Origin of the sequence: Asticcacaulis sp. AND118 (genome assembly GCF_020535245.1) — a bacterium.
In the GTDB taxonomy this organism is placed as follows: domain Bacteria; phylum Pseudomonadota; class Alphaproteobacteria; order Caulobacterales; family Caulobacteraceae; genus Asticcacaulis.
Genome location: NZ_CP084910.1, coordinates 288,677 through 301,594, shown reverse-complemented (window position 1 = coordinate 301,594; position 12,918 = coordinate 288,677). Strand labels below are relative to the sequence as shown.

Below are 12,918 nucleotides of genomic sequence, written 5' to 3'. Positions count from 1 at the left end.
TTCAGTGACTTAAACGCCGACGAAGACGATTTCCGGCGCATTATCGATCAATTTTGTCCAAAATTGATCAGACCAATCCTTACGTCAATAAAAAACCGCCGTCCGGAGCCCGGACGGCGGTCAGTGGCTACGCTACTCAGGAACTGAAAGGTTACTGCCCCATACGATAGGTGACGCCCATCGAGAAGGTGCGGCCGCCATAACCAAGGGTGTTGATGTAAGGCGTACCATCCGCAAACGACCGGGAACCGCCCGCCGATTCGAAGTAACCTTGCTTCGTCAGGTTGCGACCTTCAAAGTAAATTTCGACTCCAGGCGCCACTTTGTGAGTGACCTTGGCATCCAGATACTTTGTTTCGTCTGCCCAGATAGGATTGCCCGGTTGATAGGGCACAGGCCTGGAGTTGGTTCCCCCTTGGAACGGGAAGTTATTACGGGCGTTGCCGGAGTTACCTTCGATATTGATGAAGAAGGCGCCACGGGCTTGGTAAGAGACGCGAGCATTGGTCTTGCCGTCATCATACCACAGAGAAAGATTCGCAAAGTAATCGGACTCCCGCTGCGGCGGCATGGCTTCGGCCGTATTCGGATTTACAATGTAATTGTTACCGCCCGACTCCAGCTTCGAATAGTTGAAGTCAGCGCCCGTGTACTTCAGATACCAAGGGAGGAAGGTAAACGCCGTCTTTGACGTAAATTCCCAACCCGTGCGCTTATAGCCCGGTCCATTGCCCCAAGTTGGATAGGAGAATTCGAGATCAGCGATGGGCTCACCGGTAAGCGGATCGACCTGGCTTGACCCCGCGAACAGTTTGCCCGTGGCCGTCGTACCAACCACACCTCCGATGCGGACATCAAGCTCGTGACGGGCCAATGAGAACATCGTGTCCTTGTTCGGGTACCATTCCACGCTAAGGTTTTGATCCCAGGCAGTGTAAGGTTTCAATCCTGGATTACCCACGCGACCAGAGCAAACATTGTCTTCGTCGAAATCCGGAAGCCCAAGTTCCCGACGCTCGTCGATCGTGCAGCTACCACCCGGAAGAAGATTGCCAACAGCAGGACGGGTTACAGTCTTCGATTTGTAGTAACGCAAGACCACCTGATCAGGCACAACCCACAGCGCGAGGTTATAACTCGGCAGATAATCGCGGGTTGTGCGCGTAATGGCGACATTCTGGTTAAAGACAGTAGAGGTAAACCCCGCAGCCAAATTCGGGTTGTTCGAATCGAATGCCGAAGTGATACGGTTCGACGTCAAGGTCATATTGCCAGTGGCAGAGGCTTCCACCTCTACAACACGCAGACCAAAGTTACCTTCAAAGTACATGCCAAAAAATGGCAAATCCTGCTCAAATTCGGCCATGTAGTACGCAGCCGTAATTTTTTCATCAAAGGAGGTATAGGGCTGCTCATAGACCTTACCGTCATTGGCAGTGCAGGTCTTCATGCAGTTGAGGTTAAAATTCATCGCACCCGGCACAAGTGCCATAAGCTTTTGAACGTCGATCCCCTGCCAGTTCTCCAGATCTTCAGCGCCTTCATATCCGTTGAAGAAATTGGAGTCGGGAGCGATGGTCGTACCGCCGATCAACGCCTGAAGTTCTGCCGGGGTGTAGGTGGTTACCCCTCCAAGCACACCTGAGAGGGCGGTGTTAGGCACATATCCATAGTTACAAGGCTCAATTGAGGTCGCCGTCGGCTGACAAGCGCGGAACGTGCTGCGGATGAGCGTACTGGGAACGACAATAGGAGCAACATAGCCAGGCTGCCCATAGGTACCTGACGCAGAGCGAACCGTCACACCGCCAGGACGGGACCATGCCGAACCTTCAGGGTTGCGATAATTGATCCCCGTCTTGAAACGGGTGAAGAACGGAACCTTGTCCTTCAGGTTGTACGTTACGTCAATTTTCGCCGTTGTCTCCGACGACTCGCTCAGCCAAGCGTCATAATTGAGCGTAAAGCTGTTTGAAACCAGCGGGCGCTGGGCGACGGTATAAGCAGGTCGTCCTGCCGGAAGATCTACCGTCGCTGCCGCGGCCGTCTGAGCGGCTTGAGTGTTCAACTGCACATAGTTGGCAGGGTTGGTTTCATCATAGGTGCCCAAAATTTCGTGCGCCCACAGACCACTAGGCTGAACGAAGAAACGCGCCGCACCATAGGTGAAGAAGCGGCTGGTAGAAATATTGTTGCGCCAGTAATCCGACTCAGATTTGCCAGCTACAAATTCGATACGCAGGTCACCGTCCTTATACTCACCACCAAACTGTGCATAGCGCGTGTTGATCTCGAATGGCTCGTAAGATTGCGTGATGTTGGAGCCTGCATCCGTCATCACATATTCCGTGACAAAATGGTTAGCATCCACTTTTACGCTGGACGGAATAATGCCTGCCACATTGCCGTAAATGGGCAGATTGCCATAGGTATTTAGACCACCATACTGATAATATTTTGTATTACCCGGTGCCACGACACGTTGCTGATTAGCGGTGTTCGGGTTCAAAACATTCCAGACGCCGTTAGGGTTGCTGGTTGCGTTGTAAATATTCCCCGGATTCAGCCCCAGTTCCTGACCACCTGACAGACTGCGCCAGCGATATTGGCGATCAACCTTACGGTCAGAAATGGCATATTTGGCGTAGACCGTGAGTTTATCATTGACCCGAAAGTCAAAGCGAATGTCAGCAGCCAGCCGGGAGTCATTTTGAGTGTCGTCGTAGCTACGAACCAAGTTGGGCTCAAGGTCATTCCACTGATTCAGACAGGTCATCTGCTCATAGATGCGCTGGTTGCGCTGGTTTGCCGTCTGAGCGGAAGTCGTGAACAGCGGGAACTGTGTGGCGCAATCGGCCTTCGTCTGAGCCGCTGCGGATTTTTCGACGATCTGACGTGGCGTGAAGAAGGAGTTAGCGAGCAGGACATCGGCGTCGGAAGTCGCCAGTCCCGTTACGCCGTAAACGGCCGCAGGATTAAAGGCGAAGGTTTTCTCCGGCGAATTGTCAAAATCAATACGTCCTTGATAGCCGGCGGTATTCGCCGACACGCCCTGACGGTTGGAATTATTCTGATAATCGCTGCCCGTCACGCTGAAGATAACGCCCAGACGATTGTCGAAGAATTTGCGCGAAGCGATAAAATTATAGTCCGGACGCCACTTTTCCCCGAGAGAGTTGCGGCGCGTGCCGACGCGAAGCGACACGTAAGGCTTTTTGAAATCAAGCGCGGTGCGAGTCTTGACCTGAATCCCGCCGCCCAAAGACCCTTCGGTCATGTCAGCGGTGGCCCCCTTAACAACATCCACGCTCTTGATCAGGTCTGACGGAAGCACGGTCAAATCCGAACCACGCGCTGAGCCCGTGCCACCAAGGCCGAAACTGGTGTTGGGCACACCCATTCCATCTATTTCGACTCGTGCAAACTCAGCACTGTTACCGCGAATTTCGATGGCGCTCCCTTCACCGAAGTCATCACGTTGAAGCGCGACACCAGCGACACGGGAAATGGCTTCATTAAGGTTTTTATCCGGAAACGCGCCGACATCATCCGCCACGATGGAGTCCGTAGCCGTCTTGGCGCGCTTCTTGCGGTCGTTCGATGACTGCTGGGCGGCGCGCGCGCCGACGACGACGACGGTTTCGATATCTTCAGCGCCCGCCTGAACAGGCGCGGCGTCTTGCGCGTAAGCTGCGCCGGAAACGGCAATCATGACCAGGCCCGTGCCGGCCATCAGGTACTTTGCGAAAGACCCCTTGGGTGATTTCTGCATTTTATTCCTCCGATATGCCGCCGGAACGGCATGCCCCTTAAGAACTGTGTTGGTCCTTGAGACTGCGCGGGGAACAAGCAGACAAACGGTGGCGCAATCGCGCACCGCCCTTATCGGAAAAACGATTCGGAATGACAGAACACACCTCGCCTTAAATGGCGCAGGCACACACAAATATCCCGTCAGTTCGGAAATCGCCTTTCGGCCTTTCACTCCCCTGCCAGGGCCCTTGTTTTTGTGCGGGCCTCTGACTCAACAACCTGTTGGATGAGCCTGATCCTCATTGATCGATGGTGATAAGTCAAGCCACAATGTGATCATAATTGGCCTTAGGTCTGACAATATCGACACATTCCACGTTATAAGTAACACAAATGTCACACAAATGCCCGGTGTAGAGCTGTTTATTTATATATTGCAATCATTTAGCGCTCCTCAGCAGAAAGCCAGCGGAAACTTCTCACCGTCGATAAGCGCAAAAATAACCATTTGTTTTCAATATTTTATAAACACCTCTTCCTTCACGCCATTCTCAACGTGCAACACGATCCCGCGCCAAACGAACGACTGCTAAGCGTCGGTTCCAACGCTGCAAATAAATCAACTTCAATCAAATTCGATGGGAAGGGCACAAAATTGTGCTATCGGTTGCGACTGGTACGCAGGACTGGCGCGTAAAAGTTCCGGGAAAGCGGCCGCAAAGGTGGACAAAGCGCCGCATCGGAGGAACCCTATGACAATCCTGACATCCAAGACCTGGCTGCTGGCTGGCGCCGCCCTGAGCCTGAGCCCCCTGATGCTGAGCGCCGCGCCCGCGGTGGCTGCGCCGGCCAAGGTCGAATATCTCGATCGCGGCGCGGTGGCCGTTACCGCCGACAAGGGTGTGCTGGTGAGCTGGCGCGCGCTGGTCACCGACGACGCCAAGCTGGGCTTCAACGTCTATCGCGACGGCAAAAAGCTGAACGCCAGGCCGGTCACCGCCACCACCAGCTTCAAGGACGACGCCGGGACGAAAACCGCCGCCTATGAAGTGCGCGAAGTCAAGGCGGGCAAGGAGGGCCCAGCGTCGAAGGCGCCGGTCATCGACGGCTTTCTGAACATTCCGCTGAACAAGCCCGCCGACGGCACGACGCCGGACGGTCAGGCCTACAGCTACACGGCCAACGACGCCTCGGTCGGCGATCTGGATGGCGATGGCCGTTACGAGATCATCCTGAAGTGGGACCCCACCAATTCCAAGGACAACAGCCAGGGCGGCTATACCGACCCCGTTTTCCTCGATGCCTATACGCTCGAAGGCCAGCAACTCTGGCGCATCAATCTGGGCCGCAATATCCGCGCCGGCGCGCACTATACGATGTTTCAGGTCGCTGACTATGACGGCGACGGCAAGGCCGAACTGATCGTCAAGACCGCCGACGGCACCACCGACGCCCAAGGCAAGGTTATCGGCGACGCCAATGCCGACTGGGTCACGCCTTCCGGCGAGATCGAAAACAAGGACCGCACGGGCTCGCGTCAGACCGAAGACGGCAAGCTGATGGCGCGCCTGACCGGCCGTATTCTTAAAGGGCCGGAATATCTCAGCGTCTTCGAAGGCGCGACCGGCAAGGTGGTGGACACCATCGCCTATCCGTCGCCGCGCGGTCCGAACGGGGACAACCCGACCGACGAAGAGGCCACCGCCCGCTGGGGCGACGCCTACGGCAATCGGAGCGACCGCTTCCTGGCCGGTACAGCGTGGCTCGACGGCGAGCATCCGAGCGCTGTCTTCGCGCGCGGCTACTATGCCCGCACGACCATCGCCGCCGTCGACTATAAGGGCGGCAAGCTGAGCAAGCGCTGGTACTTCGACTCGAAAGAAAACGGGCTGGACGAAACCTACTCAGGTCAGGGCAACCATCAGTTCAGCGTCGCCGATGTCGATGGCGACGGCAAGCAGGAGATCATCTACGGCTCGCTGACGCTCGACGATAACGGCAAGCCGCTGTGGACCACCGGCATGGGCCACGGCGACGCCATGCATGTGTCCGACCTAGACCCGAACCGCCCCGGCCTCGAAAAGTGGGGCGTGCACGAGAATATGCGTATGTCCGGCAATGTCGGCGCGGCGCTGATCGACGCCCGCACCGGCGAGGTCATCTTCAAGGTGCCGGCGGAGAAGGACACTGGCCGCGGCGCGGCAGGCGACATCGACCCCCGGCATCCGGGCGCAGAGTTCTGGGCCTCGAACAGCGGCAATCTCTATGACGTCAAGGGCAATGTCATCTCCGACAAGCGCCCGCGCCAGATGAACTTCATGGTCTGGTGGGACGGCGATCTGCTGCGCGAACTGCTCGACGGCAACAAGGTGTCGAAGTGGGACTGGAACACCTCGGAATCGAAGGTGATCCTCGATGCACAAGGCGCGACCTCGAACAACGGCACGAAGTCGACTCCGGCCCTGTCGGCGGACCTGTTCGGCGACTGGCGCGAAGAGGTCATGCTGCGCAGCGAGGACAATCTGTCGCTGCGCATCTATTCGACGAATATTCCGACCACGTACAAGTTCACCACCCTGATGCAAGACCCGCAATACCGCGCAGCGATCGCGTGGCAGAATACGGCTTATAACCAGCCGCCCTGGCCGTCCTTCTTCATCGGCGAAGGCATGAAATCACCGCCCATGGCTAACGTGACGGTCATCAAAGCCCAATAGAATTTATATATTCTCCAACGGTATCTTTAGCCCCGGTCACTCGACCGGGGCATTTTTTGCGCCAGGATGCAGACACAGACGACGCCGAATATCCGCAACAAAATCAATCAAATTTATGTGCTTTCAACTTATCTTTAAATCTCTGTAAGGTTGTATGGGTCATAAAGTAACCGATTTGTGGGATTGCCAAACGCACCCATCCCGATAGTTCAGGCGTACAAGGGCTTAAGGTACGCGAAGAACAAGAAGCGGTATAACCTTCCATTCAGGCACGGAGCCCGACATGCAAAAATATCAGATCAGGAGCATGACCGAGATGGATACGGCGGAGGAATTCAAGGATTTCGCCTATATCATTTCTCACGATCTGGCCGGCCCCGTCCGGTCCCTGGTCGAATTCTCGCGCCTGCTGGTCGAACAGGCGCCCGTTCCTGAAACCGACGACGCCCGCACCAACCTTTCCATGGTTCTCGAAAGCGGGGAAAAGCTGCAGGAAATCCTGCACGGCCTGCTGCAGTTTTCGCGCCTGAATACCGTTCCGCGCCTGACGCACAAGGTCGATCTGGAAGAGATTGTCGCCCGCGTGCACATGAACCGGCAAACCGACCTCGACATGATCCGCGGCACGCTCAACCATGGCAAACTGCCCGAAGTGCAGGGCGACCCCAACCGCCTCTATCAGCTCGTCTACATGCTGGTCGACAATGCCATTAAGTTCCGCCGCCGCAATCAGCCGCTGACCATAGAGGTCAATTGCGAGGAAACCGAGCGTGACTACTGGATTTCCATCGCCGACAACGGCATCGGCATCGATCCGATGTTCTATGACGATGTGTTCCGCCCCTTGCGCAAGCTGCATACCGACGATGTCTATGACGGGGCCGGCATGGGCCTGACCCTGGCGCGCAAGATCGTCCTGATGCACGGCGGTCAGATCGGCATCGGCTCATCCGACGATGGCACGGTGATTTCGTTCAGCCTGCCTAAGGCTCAACCGAAGGCCTAGATCCTTATCTTTCCATAAGAAAGCATAAGGATCTGGATTTGTTTACGCCCTCGCTGGGCGGTGGCTCCGCCGCCTCAATGGCGGCTTGCGCGGAATGATTCCCTCAGAAATCATTCCGCTCTAGAAACAGTAGGGCAGACCCGCCGGGAAACGAAACGGGGGGCTTGATTGCCCCCTGACAAACCCGGCCAGCGCCCGGGCCAACGCATCGAATTCGTCCATGGTTTCCGGTTTTTGCAGATGACCGTCGGCGCCGCTCTTGTGCCCGTCATCGAGGTGTTCCGGCGTCACCACGCCAGACATCAGTACGATGCGCACATCATTAAAAGACGCATCGGTGCGCACGGCCTCCAGCACCTGAAACCCGCTCAAACGCGGCAGTCGACAATCGAGCAGCACCAGAGCGGGCAGGGGGCAGCCGGCGAATTCCGCTTCACAACGCAATCTTTGCAACGCTTGCTCGCCCGATGTCGCGGCGTCTATGGCAGCATCGCCGAACGCCGCGTGGAGCGCGCGCGTCAGCAGCAGCGCGTCGCCGCGATTATCATCGACGATCAGTATACTGATCTCAGGCGGCATGATCCGGCGGGTCCTGAGTAGCGGGGTTCGAGCTTGACAATATGCTGTTATTTTTACGCAATCGTAAACCCACCGATTGCGCCCGCCTCATAGCTTGACACGCGACACGCCTCCGCACAGGCTCAAACCATGCGCCTGCCCGATCCCTACGCCGCCGACTCCGCACTTTTTGACCCCTTGGGGGCGGAGTTTACCCGCGATCCCTATCCCGCCTATGCCAGGCTGCGCGCCCTGAACGCGCCGTGGTACTTCGCCCCGTTCGATATCTGGCTGTTCTCGCGTTTTGCCGATGTGCAGGCCGCCGCGCTAAACCCCCTTTCGCTGCGCTCGCTCGATCACCGCCTGACGGCGGAGGAAATCGCTGCCGACCGCCGGGCGCAGAACTGGCACGACATGCCCTATCATTCGCGCTTCGTGCAGTTTTCGATGCTCAATTCCGACGGCGACGCGCACCAACGCCTGCGCAAGCTAGTCTTTCGCGAATTTACGCCCGGTCAGGTCGAACGGCTCAAGGCGGGGGTCGAGTCCTATGTATCGGAATTGTTCGACGCGGTGGGTTCAGAGTTCGATTTCATCAACGATCTGGCCGTGCACGTGCCGGGGCGGGTCATCGGCCGCTTTCTGGGTGTCCCGGACGCAGATTGCCCGCAACTGCGCGTCTGGTCCGAGGACATCGTGCAGTATTTCGACATCGACCGCACGGATGAACGCAAGGCATTGGCCGAACTTACGACCAAGACCTTCTACGATTACCTGATTGACCTGTCGAACGAGCGACGCAAACGCCCGCAGGACGATCTGATTTCACGCCTGCTGATGCGCTGGGACGCCGGCGAACTGAACGAAGACGAATATATCTCGAACTGTATGCTGATCCTGATGGCGGGGCATGGCTCGACCATCGACGCCATGGGCAACGGCCTAACGGCGCTGCTCAAACACCCGAACGAATTACGCCGGCTGCGCGCCAACCCTGACCTGATGCCCACCGCCATGCAGGAGATGTTCCGCTACGACGCGCCCCTGCCCTTCTTTCATCGCCTCGCCTCAGAAGACATGGAAGTCAATGGCTGGGAGATACCAAAGGGCACGAAGATCGGCCTGCTTTACGGCTCGGCCAATCGCGATCCGGAGGCCTTTCCCGATGCCGACCGCTTCGACATCGGTCGCACGCCCAACCGTCACCTGGCCTTTGCGGCGGGGCCGCACTTCTGTCTGGGCAATCACCTGTCGCGCATGAATATGGAGGCGACCTTCGCCACCCTTCTGTCGCGCTTCGAGCGCATCGAACTGAGCGCCGAGCCGTTATTCAAACCCAGCCTGTCCCTGCGCGGTCCGAAGGCCCTGCATCTGAGGGTCGGTTAACCTTTGATTAACCCTGATCGTTCACGGTTTGTCCGAAAGCCGTGGAGCGCCCGTATGCGTCGATCGAAATTTTCCGCCCTCAAACTCTACGATCGCGCCTTGGTCGAAATCCTCGGTCAGGTCCGCCCGCAAACCGCGCTGCGCGATGAAACGCGAAAGGGCGTCTACCGCATCGGGGCCTTCGCTTATCAGGAAAACGGCACGCCACTGCCCTCCACCCCACCCGCGCCGCCAGTGCTGCTCGTCTATTCGACCGGCTGCACGCTGGTCAGGGGGTAGGCTTGACAAGGCGTCATCCAACCCCCACGTCTGGATCATGACCATCCGCGCCGTGCTGCACATCACTGCATCGCTCAAGGGACATCCCGTCACGGGATCGTAGCCCGAAGCCCGGCCTTGCGCGCCGTTCGGGTTTCGGGCGGCCTCTCGAACCGCTGATCATATCCCAGCCGTTTCCCAAATCTCGCGCTTTTTCCGCATCTCCATTCATCGTCACGCGGCGTCTGCCGCGCGCGTCTGCACAGGTTTATTCCCATGACCCTCCACACCGAACCCATTGCTCTGCCCGCCATCACCATCGGCGAGGACGACTTCCAGCTTCTGAAGAAACAGGCCGAACAGGCCGGCGGTTTTCTGGCCGAGGCCGGCGAACAACTGCTCGAAGAACTGTCGCGCGCCACCCTGCGGCCACAGGCGGAACTGCCCGCCGATACGGTGCGCCTCGGGGATTGGGTCACCTTCCGAACGGCGCGCGGGACGCGCCGCCTGAAGCTGGTCCTGCCGGACGAGGCCGATATTACCGAGGGCAGGCTGTCGGTCCTCACGCCGGTCGGCGCGGCCCTGATCGGCCTGTCCCAAGGCCAATCCATCGCCTTCGAGGCGCCCTCCGGCGAGGTCGAACGCCTCATCGTGACAACCGTAGAGCGTTAAACAGAAAGGGCTCCGGAACACCGGAGCCCTTTGTCATTTTCAGGCCTTCGCCACTTCGACCGCATAGACGTGGATCGGTCCGTGCATGTTGGAGCGGAAGACCAGCCATTTGCCGTCCGGCGTAAATTGCAGGTTCGGCTCGGTATTGTAATTGTGCGCCTTGAGGTTCACCAGCTTCGTCGCCCGTAATACGCCCGGCCGCACCAGTTCCGCCGCATTGGGCGCCGAGACGCCGAGGTCTTCGATGATCTCCGGCTGGAACAGGTAGAGCCACTTGCCGTCCGGCGCACGGGCGACCATGTCGGCATCCCCGCCATCGCCGGCAAACATCTTGCCGTCGCGGCTGATCTGGAAGTGCACCGACCACTCGTTGCGCTCCATATGATACCAGATGCGTTTGTGCGTCTTGAGGTCGTAGCTGGCCAGCCAGAAGTCCTCGCCCCGCGGCGTTTGCAGGTCGTACAGGATGCGCTCACCGTCGAACGAGAAGAACTCGTGCCCGGCAATTTCCATGTTCATCGAGCGCTTGTGGACATTTTCCTTGCCCGTGCCGTCGGTCTTGATTGTCCAGATGCGGTCGACGCTGTGCCACGGCCCTTCGTGGCAGTACATGATGCGGTGCGGATCGGCGGGCGAGAACTGCACGTGGTTGAGCCAGTCGGTCGAGGCCGTGACCACCTTGCGCTCGCCGGTCCTGATATCCAGCGTGAAGATTTCCATGGGGATGTTCTGCGCCAGCCGTTCGGCCATGCGCACCTCCTTGGCCGCCTGAAAGCTCAGCGGCTTACCATCCGGCCCTACGGCGTTATAGCCGCCGTCGGTATTGGCCACCTTCGGCCCCGGCTGGAGCTGGTATTCGCGCTCGGCCCAGGTGCCGACCAGCAGGGTGTCGTCGGCATTGACCGAGGTGACGAAGCCCTTGATGTCCTTAGCGATGGTGCGGATCTTGCCCGTATCCATATCGATGGCGACGATCTCGATGCCGCCACGGCCCTTGTCGTCGGCGCTCTTCTTTTCGCCACCGGGGAATTTGCGGGCGTAACAGATGTTTTTGGTGTGCGACACCATCAGGCTGCCGTAACCGGCGGGCGTCAAGGGATACACTTTGCGCGTCGCCAGTTCGACCTTCTGGATGCCCGACGGGCTGTCGAAAATCATCCACCTGCCATCGGCGGTGAAGGCATTGTCGTGGAAATAGAGCGACTTGGAATTGTCTTCGTTCGACAGGCGCACGATGCGGTGGCCCGTGTCGGGGTCGATCCATTCGCGCGGAATATCGGCCTTGGGGGTCGTGGCGTTTTGCGCCAGAACCGGCGTGACGAAGGCGGCGGCCGCCGCGCCGAGAAGAAATTGTCGCTTGTGCACGTCCAAAGCTCCCTGAAGTCCGTATGGTTTCTTAAGCGCCATAGTAAGGGACTGAGGGCGCAACTCAATCAATTTTACGCAATTGCACGCATAAACCGTCGCCAGGGCTCCCGATATGATCCTCAATAAACGTCACCTGCTCGGCGGCTTGGCTCTCGGCACCGGTATAGGATTGATGTTGTCGGGATGTTCGACGCTTACCGCCTTCAACAATCTGACGCCCAAGGACGGCGGGTCGCGGCGGCTGGCGCGCGATGTGGCCTATGGCGATCATGCGCGTCAGACGTATGACGTCTATGCGCCCACATCCGGCCCAAAAAATCAAAAAGGTTGGCCGGTGCTGGTCTTCTTCTACGGCGGCAACTGGGATTCCGGCAGCAAGACCGACTATGCGTGGATGGGCCGGTCGCTGGCGGCGCTCGGCTATCTGGTGGTCATTCCCGACTATCGCCTCTATCCCGAAGTCGTCTATCCGGAGTTCATGAAAGACGCCGCCTCTGCCGTGCGCCATCTGCAAGGGCAGGCGGCCAACTGGGGCGGCGACCCCCAGCGCATGGGCGTGATGGGCCATTCCGCCGGGGCCTTCATCGCCATCAGCCTGGCCCTGGACGAAGGTTTCCTGACATTCGATCCGCTGGCTTCCAATCCGTTCAAGGTGGCGATCGGCGTGTCCGGTCCCTATGACTTCTATCCCTTCGACGTCGATGCGACGCTCAACAGCTTCGGCAGCTATCCGCGCCCGCTGGAAACCCAGCCGATCAACCACGCGACCAAAAGCACGACGAAGTTCCTGCTCCAGCATAGCCGCGCCGACACCATCTGCCGGCTAAGCAACGCGGTCAATCTCGACAAAGCGCTGAAAAAGGTCGGCACGGAGTCGCAACTGATCGTCTATGAGGGGTTGAGCCATCAGGACTGCGCCGCCGCCTATTCGATCCCGTTCAGGGGCAAGGGACCGTTGCGGGCGGATTGCTCCAAGTTCCTGAAAGCGAATCTGTAACCTTTCATACCTCCCTGCACAAAGTGCGGGGAGGGGGACCGCACGAAACGGCGTAGCCGTTGAGATGTGGTGGTGGGGTGTCTTTCCGAATTACACCGCCTCAAACCGTTATAGCTAAGAAACCACCCCACCACCATTTGCTCCGCAAACGGTCCCCCTCCCCGCCAAAGGCAGGGAGGTATAAGAATGGCACTCCCACGTCC

The 12,918-nt window shown here is 58.2% G+C and carries 9 protein-coding genes; 6 read left to right on the top strand and 3 right to left on the bottom strand.

Annotated elements, in window-relative coordinates; all coding sequences use genetic code 11:
• Nucleotides 1–151: 151 nt before the first annotated feature.
• Nucleotides 152–3,772: a TonB-dependent receptor gene (locus tag LH365_RS01415; protein WP_226744442.1), complete on the bottom strand. Its 3,621-nt coding sequence runs from the start codon at nt 3,770–3,772 to the stop codon at nt 152–154.
• A gap of 733 nt (nt 3,773–4,505) precedes the next feature.
• Here LH365_RS01415 and LH365_RS01410 point away from each other — a divergent pair.
• Nucleotides 4,506–6,470, top strand: coding sequence for a rhamnogalacturonan lyase (locus LH365_RS01410; RefSeq protein ID WP_304502293.1), 1,965 nt, complete (start codon nt 4,506–4,508; stop codon nt 6,468–6,470).
• 283 nt (nt 6,471–6,753) lie between these two features.
• Nucleotides 6,754–7,476 (top strand): ATP-binding protein, encoded by a 723-nt coding sequence (locus tag LH365_RS01405; RefSeq protein WP_226744441.1) that lies wholly within the window; start codon nt 6,754–6,756, stop codon nt 7,474–7,476.
• 120 nt (nt 7,477–7,596) lie between these two features.
• Here LH365_RS01405 and LH365_RS01400 read toward each other — a convergent pair whose 3' ends face one another.
• Nucleotides 7,597–8,055 (bottom strand): response regulator, encoded by a 459-nt coding sequence (locus tag LH365_RS01400; RefSeq protein ID WP_226744440.1) that lies wholly within the window; start codon nt 8,053–8,055, stop codon nt 7,597–7,599.
• A gap of 129 nt (nt 8,056–8,184) precedes the next feature.
• Here LH365_RS01400 and LH365_RS01395 point away from each other — a divergent pair, with 129 nt between their 5' ends.
• From LH365_RS01395 to LH365_RS01385, 3 genes are all read left to right on the top strand, one after another.
• Complete coding sequence (locus tag LH365_RS01395) at nt 8,185–9,420, top strand: cytochrome P450 (RefSeq protein WP_226744439.1); 1,236 nt, start codon at nt 8,185–8,187, stop codon at nt 9,418–9,420.
• 54 nt (nt 9,421–9,474) lie between these two features.
• Complete coding sequence (locus LH365_RS01390; protein ID WP_226744438.1) at nt 9,475–9,699, top strand: hypothetical protein; 225 nt, start codon at nt 9,475–9,477, stop codon at nt 9,697–9,699.
• 255 nt (nt 9,700–9,954) lie between these two features.
• Nucleotides 9,955–10,350 (top strand): GreA/GreB family elongation factor, encoded by a 396-nt coding sequence (locus LH365_RS01385; protein ID WP_226744437.1) that lies wholly within the window; start codon nt 9,955–9,957, stop codon nt 10,348–10,350.
• Between the two features lie 39 nt (nt 10,351–10,389).
• Here LH365_RS01385 and LH365_RS01380 read toward each other — a convergent pair whose 3' ends face one another.
• The gene (locus tag LH365_RS01380; RefSeq protein ID WP_226744436.1) at nt 10,390–11,715 is read right to left on the bottom strand and encodes an oligogalacturonate lyase family protein; all 1,326 of its coding nucleotides are present in this window, start codon (nt 11,713–11,715) and stop codon (nt 10,390–10,392) included.
• 115 nt (nt 11,716–11,830) lie between these two features.
• Here LH365_RS01380 and LH365_RS01375 point away from each other — a divergent pair, with 115 nt between their 5' ends.
• Nucleotides 11,831–12,715, top strand: coding sequence for an alpha/beta hydrolase (locus LH365_RS01375; protein WP_226744435.1), 885 nt, complete (start codon nt 11,831–11,833; stop codon nt 12,713–12,715).
• Nucleotides 12,716–12,918 lie beyond the last annotated feature (203 nt).

What these genes read in the sequence shown, in the direction of transcription:
- LH365_RS01375 (WP_226744435.1), top strand. Translation starts at nt 11,831, where the DNA reads ATGATCCTCAATAAACGTCACCTGCTCGGCGGCTTGGCTCTCGGCACC.
- LH365_RS01390 (WP_226744438.1), top strand. Translation starts at nt 9,475, where the DNA reads ATGCGTCGATCGAAATTTTCCGCCCTCAAACTCTACGATCGCGCCTTG.
- LH365_RS01385 (WP_226744437.1), top strand. Translation starts at nt 9,955, where the DNA reads ATGACCCTCCACACCGAACCCATTGCTCTGCCCGCCATCACCATCGGC.
- LH365_RS01410 (WP_304502293.1), top strand. Translation starts at nt 4,506, where the DNA reads ATGACAATCCTGACATCCAAGACCTGGCTGCTGGCTGGCGCCGCCCTG.
- LH365_RS01415 (WP_226744442.1), bottom strand. Translation starts at nt 3,772, where the DNA reads ATGCAGAAATCACCCAAGGGGTCTTTCGCAAAGTACCTGATGGCCGGC.
- LH365_RS01395 (WP_226744439.1), top strand. Translation starts at nt 8,185, where the DNA reads ATGCGCCTGCCCGATCCCTACGCCGCCGACTCCGCACTTTTTGACCCC.
- LH365_RS01400 (WP_226744440.1), bottom strand. Translation starts at nt 8,055, where the DNA reads ATGCCGCCTGAGATCAGTATACTGATCGTCGATGATAATCGCGGCGAC.
- LH365_RS01405 (WP_226744441.1), top strand. Translation starts at nt 6,754, where the DNA reads ATGCAAAAATATCAGATCAGGAGCATGACCGAGATGGATACGGCGGAG.